Annotated in this window: 18 protein-coding genes; 9 read left to right on the top strand and 9 right to left on the bottom strand. The window is 64.3% G+C overall.

Features of this window, described 5'->3' with window-relative positions; genetic code table 11:
- Positions 1-121: 121 nt before the first annotated feature.
- From KDB76_RS17575 to KDB76_RS17565, 3 genes are read right to left on the bottom strand one after another with little or no spacing between them, the layout of a single operon-like run.
- Positions 122-1,465 carry a cytochrome c gene (locus tag KDB76_RS17575; protein ID WP_038409777.1) on the bottom strand — a complete coding sequence of 448 codons (1,344 nt, stop codon included), beginning with the start codon at positions 1,463-1,465 and terminating at the stop codon, positions 122-124.
- Positions 1,466-1,482: 17 nt separating this feature from the next.
- A complete protein-coding gene (locus KDB76_RS17570; RefSeq protein ID WP_013973004.1) occupies positions 1,483-3,732 on the bottom strand; it encodes a molybdopterin cofactor-binding domain-containing protein in 2,250 nt (749 codons plus the stop codon).
- Complete coding sequence (locus KDB76_RS17565) at positions 3,732-4,187, bottom strand: (2Fe-2S)-binding protein (RefSeq protein WP_003259224.1); 456 nt, start codon at positions 4,185-4,187, stop codon at positions 3,732-3,734. The genes KDB76_RS17570 and KDB76_RS17565 overlap by 1 nt, the downstream gene beginning before the upstream one ends.
- 389 nt (positions 4,188-4,576) lie before the next feature.
- Between KDB76_RS17565 and KDB76_RS17560 the strand changes: the two genes are divergently transcribed.
- The 4 genes from KDB76_RS17560 to KDB76_RS17550 all read left to right on the top strand — a co-directional run bounded on the left by KDB76_RS17560 (position 4,577) and on the right by KDB76_RS17550 (position 9,045).
- On the top strand, positions 4,577-6,763 hold the full coding sequence (locus KDB76_RS17560) for an OsmC domain/YcaO domain-containing protein (RefSeq protein ID WP_013973003.1): 2,187 nt from the start codon (positions 4,577-4,579) through the stop codon (positions 6,761-6,763).
- Positions 6,764-6,846: 83 nt separating this feature from the next.
- On the top strand, positions 6,847-7,155 hold the full coding sequence (locus KDB76_RS29885; protein ID WP_024086157.1) for a transposase: 309 nt from the start codon (positions 6,847-6,849) through the stop codon (positions 7,153-7,155).
- Entirely contained in the window at positions 7,152-7,994 is an 843-nt protein-coding gene (locus tag KDB76_RS17555; RefSeq protein WP_024086385.1) for an IS3 family transposase, read from the top strand. Before KDB76_RS29885 ends, KDB76_RS17555 begins: the two co-directional genes overlap by 4 nt.
- Positions 7,995-8,232: 238 nt before the next feature.
- On the top strand, positions 8,233-9,045 hold the full coding sequence (locus KDB76_RS17550) for a class I SAM-dependent methyltransferase (RefSeq protein WP_038409776.1): 813 nt from the start codon (positions 8,233-8,235) through the stop codon (positions 9,043-9,045).
- A 17-nt stretch (positions 9,046-9,062) separates the two neighbouring features.
- On the opposite strand, the gene KDB76_RS17545 is transcribed toward KDB76_RS17550, so the two are convergent.
- Both KDB76_RS17545 and KDB76_RS17540 read right to left on the bottom strand, forming a co-directional pair.
- Positions 9,063-9,362, bottom strand: coding sequence for a hypothetical protein (locus KDB76_RS17545; protein WP_003260568.1), 300 nt, complete (start codon positions 9,360-9,362; stop codon positions 9,063-9,065).
- A 220-nt stretch (positions 9,363-9,582) separates the two neighbouring features.
- Positions 9,583-11,712, bottom strand: coding sequence for a TonB-dependent siderophore receptor (locus tag KDB76_RS17540; RefSeq protein WP_024087293.1), 2,130 nt, complete (start codon positions 11,710-11,712; stop codon positions 9,583-9,585).
- Between the two features lie 228 nt (positions 11,713-11,940).
- Here KDB76_RS17540 and KDB76_RS17535 point away from each other — a divergent pair, with 228 nt between their 5' ends.
- Positions 11,941-12,522 (top strand): hypothetical protein, encoded by a 582-nt coding sequence (locus tag KDB76_RS17535; RefSeq protein ID WP_013973000.1) that lies wholly within the window; start codon positions 11,941-11,943, stop codon positions 12,520-12,522.
- A 456-nt stretch (positions 12,523-12,978) separates the two neighbouring features.
- Entirely contained in the window at positions 12,979-13,497 is a 519-nt protein-coding gene (locus KDB76_RS17530; protein WP_023661742.1) for a DMT family transporter, read from the top strand.
- Here the strand turns inward: KDB76_RS17530 and KDB76_RS17525 are convergent, their stop codons facing one another.
- Positions 13,498-14,406, bottom strand: a complete 909-nt coding sequence (locus KDB76_RS17525; protein WP_013972998.1) for a LysR family transcriptional regulator — start codon at positions 14,404-14,406, stop codon at positions 13,498-13,500.
- Positions 14,407-14,858: 452 nt separating this feature from the next.
- Here KDB76_RS17525 and KDB76_RS17520 point away from each other — a divergent pair, with 452 nt between their 5' ends.
- Both KDB76_RS17520 and KDB76_RS17515 read left to right on the top strand, forming a co-directional pair.
- Positions 14,859-15,833, top strand: a complete 975-nt coding sequence (locus tag KDB76_RS17520) for a quinone oxidoreductase (RefSeq protein ID WP_038409775.1) — start codon at positions 14,859-14,861, stop codon at positions 15,831-15,833.
- A 41-nt stretch (positions 15,834-15,874) separates the two neighbouring features.
- Complete coding sequence (locus KDB76_RS17515) at positions 15,875-16,774, top strand: LysR family transcriptional regulator (RefSeq protein ID WP_038409774.1); 900 nt, start codon at positions 15,875-15,877, stop codon at positions 16,772-16,774.
- Positions 16,775-16,910: 136 nt separating this feature from the next.
- Here KDB76_RS17515 and KDB76_RS17510 read toward each other — a convergent pair whose 3' ends face one another.
- Positions 16,911-17,240 carry a hypothetical protein gene (locus tag KDB76_RS17510; RefSeq protein ID WP_023660807.1) on the bottom strand — a complete coding sequence of 110 codons (330 nt, stop codon included), beginning with the start codon at positions 17,238-17,240 and terminating at the stop codon, positions 16,911-16,913.
- 74 nt (positions 17,241-17,314) lie between these two features.
- Positions 17,315-17,965: a DUF998 domain-containing protein gene (locus tag KDB76_RS17505; protein ID WP_031324318.1), complete on the bottom strand. Its 651-nt coding sequence runs from the start codon at positions 17,963-17,965 to the stop codon at positions 17,315-17,317.
- Between the two features lie 194 nt (positions 17,966-18,159).
- On the opposite strand from KDB76_RS17505, the gene KDB76_RS17500 reads away from it, so the two are divergent.
- Positions 18,160-18,909, top strand: coding sequence for a FadR/GntR family transcriptional regulator (locus tag KDB76_RS17500; protein ID WP_013972994.1), 750 nt, complete (start codon positions 18,160-18,162; stop codon positions 18,907-18,909).
- A 173-nt stretch (positions 18,910-19,082) separates the two neighbouring features.
- Here the strand turns inward: KDB76_RS17500 and KDB76_RS17495 are convergent, their stop codons facing one another.
- Positions 19,083-20,663 carry an aldehyde dehydrogenase (NADP(+)) gene (locus KDB76_RS17495; protein WP_013972993.1) on the bottom strand — a complete coding sequence of 527 codons (1,581 nt, stop codon included), beginning with the start codon at positions 20,661-20,663 and terminating at the stop codon, positions 19,083-19,085.
- Positions 20,664-20,754: the final 91 nt, after the last annotated feature.

The following is a 20,754-nucleotide window of genomic DNA, read 5'->3' as shown; positions in this document are numbered from 1 at the left end:
GTGGCTGTACCGGCCTCTTCGCGGGTGAACCCGCTCCCACAGGTACTGCACAGGTCTTAGGGGTGGTGCAAATCCTGTGGGAGCGGGTTCACCCGCGAAGAGGCCGGTACAGCCACCAAATTCATCGCATATGCAAAATGATCGGGCTACTGCTGGCCGCGTCGGTATGCCCACGCAACTTGCCTACCGCCTGCGCATTCACTGGCCCGCCATTGTTCCCCCAGGCACTGCGCACGAAACCCAGCACATCAGCAATTTCCTGGTCACTCAGTTGCTCACGGAAGGCCGGCATGCGATAGGCATCGGGCAACCCGGCCGTCACCACCCGCTGCGAACCATTGAGGGTGATGTTGATCGCCGAGGCGTCTTCCTTGGCCAGTGCTGAAGTAGCGCCGGCCAAAGGCGGCATCCATTCGGGCTGGCCCTTGCCGTCCAGGCCGTGGCACGACGCACAGCGGGTTACATAGGTATGCGCCCCAGGGCTGTCGAGCCGCGCCGCCGTCGTTTCGGCCTGGTATTGCCACGGCGCACCGTCGCGTTGCGGGTCGCCGGGCAGCGACTTCAGGTAGCGGGCGATGGCGGCCAGGTCGTCGTCACTCATGAACTGCGTGGAGTTGTTGAAGGCCTCGGTCATCGAGCCGAATACCACCGCATGCCGGTTGCGCCCGGTCTTGAGGAACTGCGCGATCTCGGCTTCGCTCCAGCGCCCCAGTCCGGTGTTGGGGTCGGCACGCAGGCTCGGTGCATACCAGCCATCGAGCAGGGCACCAGCGAGGAACGGCTTGCCGCTGTCATCCAGGGCCTTTTCGTTGAAGGCCAGGCCACGCGGCGTATGGCAGCTGCCACAGTGGCCTGGGCCCTGGACGATGTAGGCGCCGCGGTTCCACTGGGCGTCCTGCCCGGCCTGGTTGGTGTAGGGCGTGGTGGCGGCGAACAGGCCGTTCCACAAGGCGATGGGCCAACGCAGGTTCAGCGGCCAGGGAATGTCGCTGGCCAGGTTGGCCTGTTGCACCGGTTGCACGCCGTGCATGAAGAAGGCGTACAGCGCCTTTACATCGTCATCGCTGAGCTTGGCGTAGGACGGGTAGGGCATGGCCGGGTACAGCCGCCGGCCACCGGGTGCGACGCCCTGGCGCACGGCACGGTCGAAGTCGGCCAGGCTGTAGCCACCGATGCCGGTGTCGCGGTCGGGGGTGATGTTGGTGGCGTGGATCGCCCCCAGCGGGGTGGCCATTTCCAGCCCGCCGGCGAACGGTTTGCCGTCCGGCAGGCTGTGGCAGGCCACGCAGTCGCTGAGGCGGGCCACGTACTCGCCACGGCTGACCAGCGCCGGGTCGGCAGTGGTGGCCTGCGCATCGGCGAATGGCGAGGCGGGCTCGCGGGTGACGTACCAGGCCAGCAGGCCTGCCGCGACCAGGCACGGCAGCGCCAGCCAGCCAGCGGTTCTTGCGAAACGATGGGTCATGGGGCGTCCTTGTGTGCTCAGCTGAAGGTATGGCGGCTCAATGGCAGGCTGCGCACGCGCTGGCCGGTCAGCTGCGCGACTGCGTTGGCTACCGCCGGTGCCACCGCGGGCAACGGTGGCTCGCCGATGCCGCCCATCTTCGCCCCGCTTTCGACAATGCGCACATGCACCCTGGCCATGCGCGACGGCGGCAGGATCGGGTACAGGTCGTAGTTGCGCGCGCGCGGCTTGCCATCCACGTACACCGCTTCTTCCAGCAGTGTCTGCGACAGGCCCAGGGCGACGGCGCCGTTGACCTGATGCTCGATGATCGCCGGGTTGACGATGCTGCCCGGGTCGATGGCCTGCCAGATGTCGTGCACTTTGACCTGGCCGTTCTCGATCGATACCTCGGCAATGACCGCTGCCTCCGAGCCGAACGGCGAGGCCATGGCCACGCCACGCGCCCGCTTGCTGCCGTCCTCGGCGGTGAACGGCCCGCGCTTCCAGCCGCCGGAAAGCTCGGCGACGGCCTGCAGCAGGTTGGTCAGGCGCGGGTTGTCGCGCAGCAGGTGCAGGCGCAGTTCGAACGGGTCCTTGCCGCCTTTGTCGGCCAGTTCGTCGAGGAACGACTCATAGAAGAAGTCATTCAGCGAGTTGCCCACCGAGCGCCAGTAGCCGAGCATGGCCGGGCCTTTCACGTAGATCTGCGCGATACGCTTGTTGGCGATGGCGTAGGACTTGCCCGACAGGCCTTCGAGCGCGGTCGGGTCGAGCTTTTCGCCTTGCTTGCCTGCGAGGGCCTCGGTCGGGCCTTCGGTGGCGCTCACGGCTTCGAGGGCCACCGGCAGGCCGTCGGCATCCAGCCCGGCACGGAATTTCACCACGGCGACCGGGCGCAGCACATCGCGGAGGAATTCTTCCTCGCGGCTCCAAATGAGTTTCACCGGCCGGCCGACCGCCTTGGCCAAGGCAATGGCCTGTGGGTAGGGGTTGGCCGAGTCGTACAGGAAGTGGCGGCCAAAGAAACCGCCCAGCAACGGCGAATGCAGGGTGATCTGTGCCGGGGCCAGGCCGGTGCGCTTGGCAATGTCGTCACGGAACATGTCCGGCGCCTGGTTGGGCAGCCATACCTCCAGGGTGCCGTCCGGGTTGAAGCGCGCCAGTGCCGACGGCGGCTCCAGCTGGGCGTGGTTGAGGTACTGGTTATGGTAGGTTGCCTCGACCCGGGTCTTGGCACTGGCCAGCATGCCGGCCACGTCGCCCTGGTTTTCGTCGTCGCGCGCCGGGCCCGTGACCGTGGCCAGGTGCTCGCGCCAGCCATCGCTGGAGAAGTCGGCCGGCATCGGCCGTACCGGGCTGTCAGCCGCAGGCTCCTTCCAGTCAACCTGGATGGCCTCGACCGCGCGCTTGGCATGCCACCAGCGTTCGGCTACCACGGCCACGGCGCCCGGCAGCTGATGCACCGAATGCACGCCCTTCATGGCCTTGACCTGGTCTTCGTTGCGCAGGCTGCCGACGGTCATGCCCAGGCGTGGCGCGTGCTGCACGGCAGCGTGGAGCATGCCGTCGACCTTGATGTCGATGCTGTACACCGCCTTGCCGGTGGACTTGTCGTAGGCATCCAGGCGACGTACCGGCTTGCCGATCCAGCGAAACTGGCTGGGGTCGCGCAGCTTGACGCTGGCCGGGTCCGGCACCGGCAGGTCCATGGCCCGCCCGGCCAGTTCTCCGTAGGGGATGGAGCGGCCAGTCGTGGTATGTACCACGTGACCCGGCGTGGTGGAGAGTTCTTCGACCGGCACGCCCAGCTGCTCGGCACCCGCCTGCAGCAGCATGGCCCGGGCGAGGGCGCCCAGGCGGCGCATGGTCGGGTAGCTCATGCGCACCGACATGCTGCCGCCGGTGATGCGCATACCGTTTTCCATCACTACATAGGCTTCGCCGGGCGGCGCGCTGTCGACCACGAAATTGGCCGGGTCGACGTCCAGCTCTTCACCAACGATCTGCGCCATGGCGGTGAAGGGGCCTTGGCCACCTTCCATGAACGGGCTGAGCAGGCGCACTTTGCCGTCCGGGCGGATCTCCAGAAACGCCGGCACCTGGGTGCCGCGCTCCGGGGTTGCTGCGGCAGCTGCCTGCACGCGGGCCGAGCCCATGGGCAGGCCGAAACCCAGCACCAGGGCACCGACAGCCGTGCCGGCAAGAAAGCGCCGACGCGACAGGTTGACGGTTTCGCCCAGTTGCAGCTTGAGCAGTTCGGCGGGGGAATCGACTGGTGTGTTCATCAGGCCTTCTCCCCTTGGGCCAGCTCATGCACGGCAGCATGGATGGCGTTGTAGGTGCCGCAGCGGCACAGGTTGACCATGGCTGCCTCGATCTGTGCGTCACTGGGCTTGGGCGTGTGCTTGAGCAGAGCCGTGGCGGCCATTACCTGGCCGGACTGGCAGTAGCCGCACTGGGCCACCTGGTGCTCGACCCAGGCCGCGACCACCCGTTTGCCGACGGCATCGGCCTCGATCGCCTCGATGGTGGTCACCTCGCGCCCGACCACACCGGCCACCGGGGTGACGCAGGCGCGCACCACGTTGCCGTCCACCAGCACCGAACAGGCGCCGCACTGGGCCAGGCCGCAGCCATACTTGGTGCCGGTCAGCCCCAGGTCATCGCGGATCACCCATAGCAGGGGCGTGTCGGCGTCTGCCTCGACCTGGTAGGTCTTCTGGTTGATGCGTAGTTCCATGGTTCACCTGCCCGTCAACGGTTGCTGTCGCTTGGTTTCTTGTGATCGGGGAATACGGTGCTCCCCAGTGCAGAAACGCTAGCACAGCGGGGTGACCGCCGGTCTGCTGACGGGGGCAGGTTCAGAGGATCAGGCAAGCAATTCGGTGAAATGCGCAAGCGGCGATGTGCGCTATCGCCTGTAGGAGCGGCCTTGTGTCGCGATGGGGCGCGCAGCGGCCCCAGGATCTTGGCAGCATGCAGTATTGTAAGGGGCCGCTTTGCGGCCCATCGCGACACAAGGCCGCTCCTACAAGAAAGCGCATTTGGAGGTGAGGAGGACTTCCGCAACGAAAACCCGGATAATGCCGGCCAATTTCGTTTTGCACGTTTAAATCACGGTAATCCCGCATGGAAATCAAGGTCAATTTTCTCGACAATCTCCGTCTCGAAGCCAAGTTCGACGACTTCACGGTGATCGCCGACCAACCGATCCGCTACAAGGGTGATGGCTCGGCCCCGGGGCCGTTCGACTACTTCTTGGCGTCTTCGGCCTTGTGCGCGGCTTACTTCGTCAAGCTGTACTGCCAGACCCGCGACATTCCCACCGAAAACATTCGCCTGTCGCAGAACAACATCGTCGACCCGGAAAACCGCTACAACCAGGTCTTCAAGATCCAGGTCGAGCTGCCCGAGGACATTTCCGAGAAGGACCGCCAGGGCATCCTGCGCTCCATCGACCGCTGCACCGTGAAGAAGGTGGTTCAGACCGGCCCCGAGTTCGTGATCGAAGTGGTCGACAACCTCGATGCCGATGCCCAGGGCCTGCTGATGCCGGTGGCGGACACCAGCACCTACATCCCCGGCAAGGACCTGCCGCTGGAACAGACCATCGCCAACATGTCGGGCATCCTCGCCGGGCTGGGGATGAAGATCGAGATCGCCTCGTGGCGCAACATCGTGCCTAACGTGTGGTCGCTGCATGTGCGCGACGCCCAGTCGCCGATGTGCTTCACCAATGGCAAGGGCGCGACCAAGGAGGCCGCGCTGGCCTCGGCGCTGGGTGAGTTCATCGAGCGGCTGAACTGCAACTTCTTCTATAACGACCAGTTCTGGGGCGAGGACCTGGCCAACGCGCCGTTCGTGCACTACCCGAACGAGCAGTGGTTCAAACCCGGCCCGCGCGATGCGCTGCCGGCCGAGATCCTCGACGAGCACTGCCTGGCAATCTACAACCCGGACGGCGAGCTGCGTGGCTCGCACCTGTACGACACCAACTCGGGCAACACCGCGCGCGGCATCTGCTCGTTGCCGTTCGTGCGCCAGTCCGACCAGCAGGTGGTGTACTTCCCGTCCAACCTGATCGAGAACCTGTTCCTCAGCAACGGCATGAGCGCCGGCAACACCCTGGCCGAGGCGCAGGTGCAGTGCCTGTCGGAAATCTTCGAGCGCGCCGTGAAGCGCGAAATCCTCGAAGGCGAGCTGTGCCTGCCGGATGTGCCGCAGGAGGTACTGGCCAAGTACCCGGCCATCGTCGCCGGCATCCAGGGCCTGGAAGAGCAGGGCTTCCCGGTGCTGGTCAAGGATGCGTCGCTGGGCGGTGAGTTCCCGGTGATGTGCGTGACCTTGATGAACCCGCGCACCGGCGGCGTATTCGCTTCGTTCGGCGCCCACCCGAGCCTGGAAGTGGCGCTGGAGCGCAGCCTCACCGAACTGCTGCAGGGCCGCAGCTTCGAAGGCTTGAATGACCTGCCGCAACCGACCTTCGAAAGCCACGCGCTGACCGAGCCGAACAACTTCGTCGAGCACTTCATCGACTCCAGCGGTGTGGTGTCGTGGCGCTTCTTCAGTGCCAAGGCCGACTTCGAGTTCGTCGAGTGGGACTTCTCCGGCCACGGCGAGGATTCCAACGTGCAGGAGGCCGCGACCCTGTTCGGTATCCTCGAGGACCTGGGTAAGGAAGTGTACATGGCGGTGTACGACAACCTTGGCGCCACCGCCTGCCGCATCCTGGTGCCGGGTTACTCGGAGATCTACCCGGTCGAGGACCTGATCTGGGACAACACCAACCGCGCCTTGTCGTTCCGCGCCGACATCCTCAACCTGCACAGCCTGGACAACCGTTCCCTCAAGCTGCTGCTCAAGCGCCTGGACAACTGCGATGTGGATGACTACACCACCATCACCACGCTGATCGGCGTGGAGTTCGACGAGAACACGGTGTGGGGCCAGCTGACCATTCTCGAGTTGAAGCTGCTGATCTGCCTGGCGGTACAGCGCTTCGAGGATGCCAAGGAATTGGTGGAGGCGTTCCTGCAGTTCAATGACAACACCGTCGAGCGCGGCCTGTTCTACCAGGCGCTGAACGTGGTGCTGGAAGTGCTGCTGGACGACGAACTGGAAATGGACGATTACGAAGCCAACTTCCGCCGCATGTTCGGTAACCCGCGCATGGACGCGGTGCTGGGTTCGGTGGACGGCAGCGTGCGCTTCCATGGCCTGACCCCGACCAGCATGAAGCTCGAAGGCCTCGATCGCCACCTGCGCCTGATCGAAAGCTACAAGAAGCTGCACGCGGCCCGGGCCAAGTTCGCCTGACTCCTGTAGGAGCGGCCTTGAACTGGCCTAATGATCCCGGACACCTCTTAAGGGCGATATGATTCGCCCAATCAGGAGGTTCCATGCAAGAACGAAAGACCTACACCCGCGAGTTCAAGCAACGTGCTGCCAGCATGGTCCTTGATGACCACTGCTCGATTCCCGACGTCTGCGCCTCAATGGACGTCGGCCCTACAGCCCTGCGCCGCTGGGTTGATCAGGTGCGTAAAGAGCGACACAAGGGCCAGCCAGTAGCCGGTACCAAAGCGATCAGCGACGAACAGCGCGAGCTCCAGCAGCTGCGAGCCAAGATCAAGCGCCTGGAGACCGAGGCTGAAATCTTAAAAAAGGCTACGGCTCTCTTGATGTCGGATCCCGATCGTTTTTCCTGATTGAGGAACTGAGAGAGTCAGGCTCGTATCCGACCAGCCTTCTTTGCAGTGCGCTGAGCGTATCCCGTAGCGCGTTTTATGACTGGCTTCGCCGTCGTTCAACACCGAATACCAAGCGTGACGAACTCAGAGAGAAAGTAGTTCAGCTGCACGTCGAAAGCAGGGGAAGCGCGGGCGCGAGAATGATCTCTGAGTACCTGAAGGCCCAGCAGCTCAAGGTGGGACGGTATCTGGCCGGAAAACTCATGGAGGAGGCAAATCTGGAAAGCAAGCAGCGTCGTCCTCATCGGAATCGCTCCAAAGGTGTTGAAGCGTTTGTGGCCAAGAACCTGCTCGAACGCAACTTTGAGCCAACAGCAATTAACCAGGTCTGGTGCGGTGACGTGACCAGTTTGATGGTCGGGAAGCGCTGGTATCACCTGGCAGTAGTGATTGACTTGTTTGCGCGTCGGATCGTTGGCTGGGCGTTTTCCCTGATCAACGACGCCAACTTGGTTAGCAAGGCACTGAGGATGGCAGTAGGGGTTAGGGGCAAGCATACAGGCTTGATGTTTCACTCGGATCAAGGCTGCCAATACACCAGCCAGCGCTTCCAGTCCGAGCTGCTTGAGCATGGCATAACGCAGAGCATGAGTCGCAGGGGACAATGCTGGGACAACGCACCAACAGAGCGTTTCTTTGGAACGCTCAAGTCAGAATGGGTGCCGCCCAAGGGCTACAAGGAAATTGAAGAAGCCAAGCAGGACATGACCAGCTTCTTCATGCGATACAACCGAATCAGGCTCCACAGCTACAACGACTACCTGTCACCAATAGCTATGGAGCAGCAGGCGGCTTGATCACCGTAACCGGTGTCCGGAAATACTTGACCAGAACACCTTGCGGCCCATCGCGACACAAGGCCGCTCCTACAGCGACGTCGATCGCCTTCATATATCGGTTTCAAATAAACGCTATCCCCAACCTGTCTTGCCGCTTCGCCTGCCAGGCGCGTAGCGTTTTGCTCCCATCCCCTCGATCCATGGCGCGTTGACCGCCAGAAGGACCTCGGCCGCGCACAACAAGAAGGCGCAGACCATGAGCACCCCTTTGGATACCAATGCCCTCAAAGCCCGTCAGCAAGCCGCGTGGGCAAGTGGCGACTACGCGGTAATCGGCACCACCCTGCAACTGGTTGGCGAGCGCCTGGCCGAAGCCTGTGACCTGCGCTGGGACGAACAGGTGCTGGATGTCGCCGCCGGCAACGGCAATGCCACCCTGGCTGCTGCCCGGCTCGGCTGCCGTGTCACCTCCACCGACTATGTGCCCGAGCTGCTCAAGCGCGGTGAAGAACGCGCGCGGGCCGAGCACCTCAATGTGGTGTTCCAGGTCGCCGATGCCGAAGCGCTGCCGTTTGCCGATGGCACCTTCGATGTCGTGCTGTCCACTTTCGGCGTGATGTTCGCCCCCGACCAGGCTCAGGCCGCACGCGAACTGAGCCGGGTGTGCCGGCCCGGTGGCCGGATCGGTCTGGCCAACTGGACCCCGCAAGGGTTCGTCGGGCAAATGTTCAAGACCCTCGGGCGGCATGTACCGCCACCAGCCGGGGCTCTGCCGCCTTCACGCTGGGGTGATGAAGAACAGTTGCGCGTGATGTTCGAGGGGGCGCTGGGCGAATTGAAGGTCAGCCGCCAGCACTTCAACTTCCGCTATCGCTCGGCGGCGCATTTCATCGAGGTGTTTCGCACCTGGTACGGGCCGGTGCACAAAGCGTTTGCCTCGCTGGAGCCGGAAGCGGCCGGGGCGCTGGAGCGGGATCTGACCCAGTTGCTGAATGAAAGCAATGTGGGCGGCGCGTCGTCGTTGGTGGTGCCGAGTGAGTACCTTGAAGTGGTGATCATTCGAGGTTGAGCCCACGGGCCAAGCGCTCAGTTCTTGCACTTGGCCATCACCACCTGGCAAGTCTTCGGTGTGCCTCCTGACCGGCTTGCATAACGCACGCAGTTGTTCAGCGATTTCTGCCGGGCAATGCTCAGCGTATTGCCCCACGCGAGACCGCCTTCGCCGGTGGTGGGCACGGCCTTGGCGAAGCAGTTGGAGCCCGTTGCCGGTGTCGCGTACCTGGCCTTGCTGGCTTTGCTGGAGCAACCGGCGGTGAGTGCCAGGCTGAAGGCGAGCAGGGTGGTCAGCGCCCAGGAGGTGGAGGGGCGAATCGGTTTACTGCTCATATGCTCTCCTTACCGAGGCGCAGGACTCTGCGATCGCAAGCAAGGTGCTGCCCCTGTGGGAGTGGGTTTACCGAGGCGTCGAAGCGCCGCGAACACTGGCAAGGCCGGTGCCATACACTGCACAGGATATTGCATTCAAGCGAAGCGGTGAACGCTTGCGTTGTATCAGAAGCAGCGCAAGGCCTCGAACCATGGCAAGGCCTTGCGCCTGGGGCAACGATCAGAACCGGTAGTTGAAGCTGGCTTCCAGCGTGCGCGGTGCACCCGGGGTGATCAGGTCAACCGAACCGTGCGCGGAGGCATAGTAGTCGCGGTCGAACACGTTCTTGAGGCGCAGCGCGGCATCCCACTGCGGCACGCTGTACAGCAGCGCGGCGTCGAAGGTGGTGTAGCCCGGCATCACCACCACGTTGTCGAGTGCGGTGTAGCGCTCGTCGACGTAGTTGGCGCCGGCGGCCACGCGCCATTCCGGGGTCAGCGTGCGCACCAGCCAGACGTTGGCGCTGTTACGCGGCGTCAGGGTAGGAGTCTGGCCTTCGTTGGCCACGCCATTGGTCTTGCTGTTGGACTTGGTGATCTCGGCATCCAGGTAGGCGTAGCCGGCGTAGATCTGCCACTTGTCCGTGAGCTGCCCGCTGACGGTGGCTTCGAAACCGTCGGTGCGCTGTTCGCCGGCCAGCACAGTCAGGTTGGGGTTGGCCGGGTCGGCGGTCTTCATGTTGGTGCGCTCGAGGCGGAATACCGCTGCGGTCACCGACAGGCGGCTGTCGAGCAGGTCCCACTTGGCGCCGATTTCGTAGTTGGTGGTTTCTTCCGGCTCCAGATGCTGGTTGGTCGGGCTGACCGCGAACACTTCGCCCGAAGGCTGGTAACTGCGGCTGACCGACACATAGTAGGACTGGATGTTATCCGGCTGGTACACCAGGCCGGCACGTGGGCTCCAGGTCTTGTCGGTACGGTCGAGGTCGACGTTCTGCGCGCGGTCGTCGTCGTACTCCTGGCCGAAGATGTCATAACGCACACCGACCAGGGCCTTCCAGTGCTCGTTCAGCTCGATCATGTCCTGCACATACAGGCCGGCGGTCTGCTGGAAGTTGGTGCCCTTGGACGACAGGTTGGCGGCGTGCTCCGGCACCGGCACCAGGGCGTCGCGGTACACCGGCACCTGGGCCACGTTGTTCTGGCTCAGCACCCGCTGGTGCTTGTCCTGGAAGCCCACTTCCACGCCATACAGCAGGTTGTGCTGCATGCCGGCAAGCTGCGCCTGTTGCTTGAGTTCGGTCTGGTTGAACATGCCGTACTCGTCGCGGGCGACGTTGCCACGGTTGAGCTTGACCAGCAGTTCGCCGTCAGGCGCGGTGACGAAGCGCGTCGGGCTGCTGTCGGCCAAGGTGTTGTTGCGGTCCAGGTCGTAGCGGTAGTACCGGCTGGTGTTGGTCAGGGTGAAGTCGTCGTTGATGCGGTAGTCCAGGCTGGCAGTCAGCGAGAACACTTCGCTGCGGGCGTAGTCCTGGTCGGCATCGCCGGAGCCGAAGCGCTTGTCGCGGTCCACATCTACCGGGCGGTTGCCCAGCGCCGGGATGCCGAAGTCGATCAGGCGCTTGTCGTACAGGTAGGTGGCGCCCAGGTTCAGTTCCAGGTCGTCGGAGAGGCGGAAGTAGGCCGATGGCGCGATGGCCTTGCGGTCGATATAGCCATCGTCGCGGAAGGTGTCGCTGTCTTCGAAGGCGCCGGTCACGCGGTAGGCCTGGTTGCTTTGCGGGTCGGCCCAGCCGGTGTCGAACTGGGTGCGGCGCTTGCCTTCGCTGTCGAAGCTCATGCCGACTTCGCGCTTGGGCGTGAAGCTCGGCTTCTTGCTGATGCTGTTGATCAGGCCGCCCGAAGAGCCGCGGCCATACAGCACGGCGGCAGGGCCCTTGATCACCTCGACCCGCTCGATGTTGGACAGGTCGCGGAAGTACAGCGCGTCGTCGCGCACGCCGTCGATGTACATGTCGCCAATGGCGCTGAAGCCGCGAATGGTCACCTGGTCACGCTGGCCGTCGCCGTTGGACAGGCCGACGCCGGGCACGTTCTTCAGCACGTCTTCCATAGACTGCGCACCCTGGTCCTTGATCACGCTTTCGGGCACGACGTTGACGGTTTGCGGGATGTCGCGCAGCGGGGCGTCGATCTTCATGGCGCTGCGGCTTTCGCTGGCCTTGTAGCTTTGCTGCTCGTAGGCGCTGGTGACCGCAGTGGCGGGCAAGGCGAGGGAACCCTGCGATTCAGATTGGACCGCGTGAACAGCAGGTACAACCAGAATGCCCAGCACGGAAATGGATGCTGGGACAACAGACTTTTTTGCCATTACAGGTGACTCTTTGTTGTATTTGAAGGTCACGAATAGTAATGATTTGCAAATGTAAAGCAAGTGTAAAGAGTTCGTATTTGCTATTGCAAGAATGCAGCTGGCAGAAAAAGCGACAAAACGCGTCGTGAGGGGGAAGGGCCGGCAATGTGTCAGGCAAGGGCTATGCTTGTTGGCGCGTGAACATTTCACGTCCCTACCCGGTCTCGATTACATGGAAGCAGGCCTATGAATCCAATTCGCTCTCTCGCTCGTGCCATTGCCGTTGCCACCCTGGCGTCTGCCTTCAGCTTCACGGTGCAGGCTGCCGGTATTCCCATTGGTAGCGAGGCGCTGGAAAGCCACGTCACCACGCAGGTCACGGCCATCGACCTGGCTAACCGACAGGTCACGGTGAAAGGCCCTGACGCCAAGAAGGATGTGACCTTCCAGCTCACTGAAAAGGCCAAGGCGCTGCCCAACCTCAAGGTGGGTGACCAAGTCGACATCTACGTGACCCGTGCAGTGGCCTATGTGCTGAATCCCGAGGTGGGCGGTGCACCGAAGGCGACTGAAGAGTCCGGTACCATTCGCGCCACCGCAGACAACCCCAACCCGGGCGGCGAGGCGTTCCGCCAGGTCAGGGTGACCTCGCAGATCAAGAAGATCGACCTCAAGACGCATGAAGTGAGCCTGTTGCCGCCGGAGGGCAAGCTGCAGGTGGTCAAGGTCGAGAACCCTGACCTGCAGGCACGCATGAAGAACCTCAAGGTCGGCCAGACGGTCGACGCGATCTACACCGAAGTGCTGCGCGTCGAAACCTCGCGCTGACCATTCATTGGGGCAGGCTGTGGGTTGCCCGCCTATGGGATCGCCTTGCATTGATGCCCTTTCAGCTAATCGATTGGGGCCGCTGTGCGGCCCATCGCCGGCAAGCCAGCTCCCATAGAACTGCACATAACTCATTGAATTAGCAGGGACTTTGTGGGAGCGGCTTTAGCCGCGAACACCGGCGCAGCCGGTGCCATGCACCGCGTTGGATTCTCGCGGCTAAAGCCGCTCCCACAGAGATCGCGCCAACTTTTAGAATTTGAGCAAGACAGTTGCTCTCATAGGTACGGCTCAGGCTTCAGGACTGCGCGGTACCTATGGGCGCTGGCTTGCCGGTAATGGGCTGCGTGATCGTGTATCCATGTGGTGAATAAAGTACGTGCACACTTTCGATTTCCATGGATGAAGGGAATTTCCCGATCATCGCCTGAACATCTGTCACGAATGAGGACTGCCATGTTCAGCAAGACCTTGTGCCTTCTGGTGCTTCCCTTTGCCCTGGCGTTGCTTGCCGGTGCCGTGCTGCCGTTCCAGGCTGCGGGTAATGCCGCCGTCGGCCGGGCTCTGGGGCATTGGTTATGGGGCGCGTTCACGTCATTGACGGTAAGTTCGCTGGTAGTGATTTTCGCGCTGCTGATCCTCAGGGTACCGGCGCCGGACATGAGCAAGGCCTTGCAGGGGCCCTGGTGGCTGTGGGTTGGTGGTGTGCTGGGGGCGCTGTACGTGGCCGGTGCTGCTGCGCTCACCCCCCGGCTTGGGGCGGCGGGGTTCCTGGTGCTGGTGGTGGCGGGGCAGATCATCACGGCGGTGGTCGCAGACCACTTCGGGGTGATGGGGTTGGGGGGCAAGCCGCTCAACCTGGCCAGGTTGGCAGGTGTGGTGCTGATCCTCTGCGGCGTGCTGCTGGTGCAGGGCACCTGGGCAGCAGGCACGCCGGCCAGTGCCACTGCCGTGGAGAAACAGTCGGAAGGCTGATCAGCGCCCCGGCTGGCTGCACGCCCACACGGTTTCCCGCAGCCAGCGATGCCCGGGGTCGTCGTCCTTGCGGCTATGCCAGGCTTGCTGGTAATCGAACGAAGGAATCGCCAGTGGCGGCTCGAACTGGCGCAATGTCTTGTGCTGGTGCAGCGAGCCCACCGCGCGGCTGGCCACGGTGAGGATCAGGTCGGTGCCGGCCAGCACCTCGACCGCCGCACTCCAATGCGGCAAGGCCAGGGCAATCCGCCGACGCAGGCCTTGCGCGGCCAGGGCGCGTTCGATTTCATCGAAGGCATCCGGGTGCATGGCCATCAGCACATGCGGGCGGGCCAGCCAGTCGTCCAGGGCCAGGCCGCCGCTGGCCGGTAGCACCTGGCGGTCGGCAACGCTGATGAAGCTGTCGGTGAACAGCGGCTGCGCCGTGATGGCCTGGGGCAGGTCCGGGAAGATGCCCAAGGCCAGGTCCAGTTCACCATCGAGCAACTGGGCCAGCATGGTTTCGCGGCTGGCCTGGCTGATGGCCAGGTCCACCCCGGGCGCGACCTGGCGCAGGTGGCGCAGCAGGGGTGGCAGGATGATCCGCGAGGAATAGTCGGACAGCGAGAGCCTGAAGCGACGCTGGGCCTTGGCCGGTTCGAACTGTGGGGCGGCCAGCAGGCCGTTGAGGTTGCCCAGGGCGTCGTGCAGCGGTTTGGCCAGCGATTGGGCGCGGGCGGTCAAGGTCATGCTGCCGTTCTGGCGCACCAGCAAGGGGTCGTCGAAGTGCTTGCGCAACTGCGCCAGGGCGTGGCTTACCGCCGGTTGGCTGCGGTGCAGGCGCAGGGCGGCGCGGGTGACGTGCTTTTCGCTCAGCAGTGCGTGCAGGGCGAGCAGCAGGTTGAGGTCGATCTTGCGTAGTTCATCCATGGTGCGCATGGTCTTGGTTGTGTCTGGCAGTTTTGATCAGCTTAACAAATGCCCAAGGCTGTCGAGGCCCCAGGATTTCGGCATCATGGCTGACATTGTCGGGGCCGCGGTGCGGCCCATCGCGACACAAGGCCGCTCCTACAGGGACCGTGTCAGTCGTTGGGGTTATATTCCCCACCCGTTTCACTGTTATCCGAGTATTCCGATGGGGCTTTCCGCAACCGCAACACCCGAGCCGCGTCGCCTGGGCGCCCCTATGGCTGCAACCTGATCGGCGTGCGCCTGCGTCCGCTGTACTTTGCCGGCGAGCGTCGGCCTGTAGCGTTGACCGGGTGCTCAGGCACTGAGTGAACTGCTGCAAGGGGTGCAGAAATCATCTGCATCCTGCCTGATTGTTCAACTTTCCTCGCCTGATTAGCCTGCCTCGAACCCCCATCCAACAGGATTCGATCATGGCTACCCGCATCGTTCTCAACAGCACCGGCGCTGCCGATGTCTTGCAGCTTGAACACTTGCAAGCACAAGCCCCAGGGCCCGGCCAGGTCTGGCTGGAACAGACGGCCATGGGTGTCAACCCGCTCGACCTGTTGCAGCGCAAGGGCGGTGCCCCACTGGACTTGCCTTCCGGGCTGGGGCTGGAAGGGGCTGGGCGGGTCGCTGCCGTCGGCGAAGGGGTACATGACGTGCAGGTGGGCGACCGGGTCGCCTATGCCATGGGCCCGGTTGGCGGTTACGCCAGCGGCCGCCTGTACCCGGCCGAGCGCCTGGTCAAGCTGCCGCCGCAGCTGGATGACCAGGCCGCTGCCGCCGTGCTGTTCAAGGGCATCACGGCGCAGTACCTGCTGAAGACCACCTATGCCGTGGGCCCGGGTAGCCAAGTGTTGTTGTACGGTGCCGCCGGTGCCTTGGGCCAGCTGATGGCGCCTTGGGCGCGGCACCTGGGGGCGACGGTGATCGGCGTGGTATCACGCCCGCAGAGTGTGGCAAGGGCGCAGGCAGCAGGTTGCCACCATGTGCTGGTGTTCGACGCGGCAACCTTGGCCGGCCAGGTCCGCGAGCTGACCCAGGGCCAGGGCGTGGACGTGGCCTATGACTGTGTCGGCAAGGTGTCGCTGCAAGCCTCGCTGGACAGCCTGCGGGTGCGTGGCTTGCTGGTGTCGTTCGGCGGCACCTCCGGCGCGCCGGCGGCCATCGAGGTTGCCATGCTCAACGCCAAGGGCTCGCTGTACCTGACCCGGCCCTCGCTGGCAGCACACACCCGCACGGTCGACGAGTACCAGCAGCGCGCCGCCGATGTGCTGGCGGCGGTCGCCGAGGGTATCATCCAGCCTCGGGTCTGGCGTGCCTACCCGCTGGCCGACGCGGCCAGGGCCCACGGGGACCTGGAGCAAGGGCAGTCGGAGGGCGCGCTGGTCCTTACTGCCTGATACCCGACTTCCACCTCTACTGCCTTGTGCCGAGCCTTGCCATGGATGCCTTCGACAGCCGCCGCGCCGATGAACTTGCCACCTTGCTGGCGCTGCACGAGCAGGGCTCGTTTGCCGCTGCCGGGCGGCAGCTGGAGCGCCACCCCACGGTGCTGTCGAAGCGCCTGGGCATTCGCCTGGTGGAGCGCAGCACGCGGCAACTGCGCTTTACCGATGAAGGCGAGCGGCTGGTGGCCAAGGTGCGCGAGGCCAACCGGCTGATCGCCGAGGCCGAACAGGAAGCGGCCGAGGGGGCGGCGACGGTACGTGGGCGCCTGCGCCTGGCATTGCCGGCAGCCATGGGCCGGCGCTGGTTGAGCGGGATGCTGGCCGATTTCGTGCTGGCCTACCCGCAGGTGATGGTGGAGGCCGAGTATGCCGATCGTTTCGTCGACCTGATCGGCGAGGGTTTCGACGCTGCCATCCGCATTGGCGAGCTGGCTGACAACCGCCTGGTGGCCAGGAAGCTGTGCGATCACCTGCGCATCCTGTGTGCGTCGCCCGAGTACCTGGCCCGGCATGGCGCACCCGTGCAGCCGGAGGATCTTGCCGGGCATGACTGCTTGGGTTTCAGTGGTTTGCGAAGCTTCCCCGAATGGCGACTGATGAGTGGCGGGCAGCAGGTGAGTGTCAAGGTTGCCGGCAGCCTGCGCAGCAATGACAACGAAGCCCTGCTGGAGGCGGCGCGGCGTGGCGTTGGCATCCTGGCGGGAGGGGACTGGCTGATGGGCGAGGACCTCGCTGCCGGGCGCTTGGTGCGGGTGCTGCCGCAATGGCAGCTGGATGTGGCGGCAGGCATTTACCTGGTACGGCCGACCGCGCGCCTCAACACTGCCGCCCTGGTGGCTTTCAAGGCGTGGCTGGAAGCACGCTTCGAGGCCGGCGCACCGTGGCGGCTATAGAATTGCACATAATCAATTGAATTAGCAGGGACCCTGTGGGAGCGGCTTTAGCCGCGAACACCGGCATAGCCGGTGCCATGCACCGCGATGGATTCTTCGCGGCTAAAGCCGCTCCCACAGGGTACGCGGGCAATCGTTATCGCCTTGCTACCGCATGTTGCACGCACTGCTCGTAATAGGTCTGCTTGATCGCTGCAGGCTTTAGCCGCGAGCGGCTGTTGTAGGTCTGTTCGGTAATGCCGAAGGCGGTCATGCGCATCCACGGTTTGGGGAATTTGCGCGCCTGCAGCTTCTTGCGCGTGGCATACAGGGTTACCCCGGAAAGCTTGGCCTGCTGCGCCTCGGCGGCTATCTGCGCGCCCCAACCGCAAGTGTGGCGATCGTTCTGGCTCAGCGCCCGTGCCTGGGCGCCGAAAGCGAGCGTGGCTAGCAGGCAGCCGGCCATCGTTGCTAGAAGTACTCGCATGTTGCTGTCCTAAGCATCTGAAGGAAAACGAAGTTTGCCTTCACAAGCAGTTACCGGGGGCCAGCAAATTGCCGTCAGGTTGTTGCCATCCGCAACGGGCTGGCGCGGTGTGTGCGCAGGCTGGTCCAGGCCAGGCTGGCGACCCAGATCACCGATACGCCGTAGTTCAGGCGCTGGTACAGGCCGAACCATTGGCCGCTTTGCGCTGCCTTGCCCATGAGTACGACGGTCACGATCGCCAGCACCACGCAAGCCAGGGAAAACAGCCCCAGTGCCCTGGAGCCGGCAATGCGATTGCCCAACCAGGCCCACAGTGCGCTTGCAAGGGTCAGCGAAAGGAACATCAGCAAGCCGGACAGGTTGTGTAGCTGCTGTGAAGGGGAAGGCTGCGCCGGAGCGCAACCTTGGTCGCAAGGAAACCAGCCGGTACCCAGGCTGCCCAGACCATGAAACAGCACCAGCGCCGCACTCAGCAATGCCAGCTTCGAACCACGCCAGCGCCGCGCCAGGCCCCAGGCAAACAGGGTGAACAGCATGGCAAGGGGGAAGTTGTTGACCAACGGCGACCAGTTCTGGGTCGGCGAACCGACGGCGCCGAGCTGGCTCATGGCCTGTTGCAGGTGGTCGTAGCCGGGGTAGGCCAGGGCGGTGAACCATACGCCTGCCAGCAGCCAGAAGGGGATCAACAGGCCACTGGCTAGCAACAAGCGGTCGAGGGGTTTCATGCGGTGTTTTCCTTCCATGGATGAGCGTAAAACCGCACAGTACAGCGTTGCAACTGCGAGGCGCCAGCATTCCAGTGTTTCGTTCAGGGCTGCGTGTCGCCTGCGGACGCCGAGAAATACCGCACTGCGTGTATGTGATCGTACAACTGCTTGCGCTATGATGAGCGCTGTCTTTCAAGGTGAAATACAGGGCAATGACAGAGCAGCAGGTACAGGCAAAGACCCGGCGCAAGCCGCGCAGTCTGGCCCAGGAACTGGTCACGGTGCTGACCGAGCGCATTCGCAGCGGCCAGCTCAAGCGCGGCGACAAGCTGCCGACCGAATCGCAGATCATGGCCGAAGAGGGTGTCAGCCGCACGGTGGTGCGTGAAGCGATCTCGCGGCTGCAGGCTGCCGGGCAGGTCGAGACCCGCCACGGCATCGGTACCTTCGTGCTGGACGCGCCAGCCACGGGTGGTTTCCGTATCGACCCGGCGACCGTGGTCACCCTGCGCGAAGTGTTGGCGGTGCTGGAGTTGCGCATTGCCCTGGAGATCGAATCGGCGGGCTTGGCGGCGCAGCGGCGCAGCGATGAAGAGCTGACCGGCATGCGTGCGGCGCTGGACGAACTCAACGAAGGGGCTGCCCACGCCACGGATGCGGTGTCGGCGGATTTCCAGTTCCACCTGCGCATTGCCCAGGCCAGCGGCAACCACTACTTCGCCGACATCATCAACCACCTGGGCACCAGCATCATCCCGCGTACCCGGTTGAACTCGGCGCGGCTGGCCCATGATGACCAGGCGCACTACATGAGCCGGCTGATGCATGAGCACGAGGCGATCTACGAAGCCATCGCCCGGCGTGATAGCGAAGGGGCGAAGATGGCCATGCGCATGCACCTGAGCAACAGCCGCGAGCGCTTGCGCCAGGCGCATGCAGAGGCCGAGGCGCAGGGGGCCTGAGGCTTCTCTGTTGCCTGACCTGGCCTCTTCGCGGGTAAACCCGCTCCCACAAGGTTATCCATTACCTGTAAGTACGGCGCGGTCCCTGTAGGAGCGGGTTTACCCGCGAAGAGGCCGGTACAGCCAAAAGAAAAGCCCCGCCATCCGCGGGGCTTTCTGGTTTCAAGGGGCGATCAGATCGCGCCCTCACTCCACTGGCCATTCACCAGCCGGCGCAGCCCAAGCGGGTTGCCGTCGCGCAGTGCCTCAGGCAACAGCGCCTGCGGGTAGTTCTGGTAGCACACCGGGCGCAGGAAGCGGTCGATGGCCAGGGTGCCGACCGATGTGCCGCGCGCATCCGACGTGGCCGGGTAAGGCCCGCCGTGCACCATCGCATCACACACCTCGACACCGGTCGGGTAGCCGTTGACCAGGATCCGCCCGACCTTCTCTTCCAGCAGGGGGACCAGCCAGGCGAAGGCCTGCAGGTCTTCCGGCTCGCCAATCAGGGTCGCGGTCAGCTGGCCGCGCAGGCCGAGCAGGGCGGCGCGCAACTGATCGTTGTCCTGCACTTCCACGGCAACAGTGGTCGGGCCGAACACTTCTTCCTGCAGTAGCGGGTCAGACGCCACCAGCAGGCGGGCATCGGCCTTGAACAGTTGGGCGCGCGCCTGGCTGCCTGCCTGCGCCTGGCCGGCCAGGTGCTCGATACCGGCATGGGCGTGCAGGTGCTCCAGGCCACCGACGTAGCTGCGCAGGCCACCTGCGTTGAGCATGGTCTGGCCGGCTTGCTGGCTCAGGTGCTGGCCAAGCTCGGCCAGCAGTTGGCTGTACTGCGGCGACTGCAGGCCGATCACCAGGCCCGGGTTGGTGCAGAACTGGCCTGCGCCCAGGCTCACCGAACCGGCCAGTTCTCGGGCGATGGCTTCGCCACGCTTGGCCAGGGCGCCCGGCAGGATGATGACCGGGTTGATACTGGACATCTCGGCGAACACCGGGATCGGCTGCGGGCGCTCGGCGGCCATGCGGCACAGGGCGTCACCGCCTTTCAGCGAGCCGGTAAAGCCGACCGCCTGGATGGCCGGGTGCTTGACCAGCCACTCGCCGACGCCGCCACCGAACACCATGTTGAACACGCCCTTGGGCATGCCGGTGCGCTCGGCGGCGCGCTGGATGGCACAGCCAACCAGGTCGGCGGTGGCCATGTGGCCGCTGTGGGCCTTGAACACCACCGGGCAACCGGCGGCCAGGGCCGCAGCGGTATCGCCACCGGCGGTGGAGAAGGCCAGCGGGAAGTTGCTGGCGCCGAACACGGCGACCGGGCCGACGCCGATGCGCATCTGGCGCAGGTCCACGCGTGGCAGGGGCTGGCGCTCGGGCAGGGCCAGGTCGATGCGCGCACCGAGGAAGTCACCACGGCGCAGCACCTGGGCGAACAGGCGCATCTGGCCGCTGGTGCGGCCGCGCTCGCCCTGGATACGGGCGGGGGGCAGGGCGGTTTCACGGCAGACGATGGCGACGAAGGCGTCGTCCAGTTCGTCCAGCTCGGCGGCGATGGCGTCGAGGAATTCGGCGCGCCGCGCCGGGGCCAGCTGGCGGAATTCGGCGAAAGCGGCGGCCGCGGCCTTGGCGGCCTGGTCCACTTCGCTTTCGGTGGCTTGGGCGAAGCTGTAGGGCAGGGCCTCGCCGGTGCTGGCGTCCAGGCTCTGCAGGCGCTGCGGGCCAGCGGCGCTGCGCTGGCCGGCGATGAAGTTGTGGCCGAGGATTTCAGGCATGGGGTGCTCCTGTAGAGAGTAGTGAATGAAGAGAACGTGCTTGAGGCGTTTGCTCGGACCCTGTGGGAGCGGGTTCACCCGCGAAGCAGGC

Origin of the sequence: Pseudomonas sp. JS425 (assembly GCF_018223845.1) — a bacterium.
Classification (GTDB): Bacteria; Pseudomonadota; Gammaproteobacteria; order Pseudomonadales; family Pseudomonadaceae; genus Aquipseudomonas; species Aquipseudomonas asiatica.
Note: the sequence above shows the minus strand (reverse complement) of the source record. Positions and strands in the feature narration are given on the sequence as shown.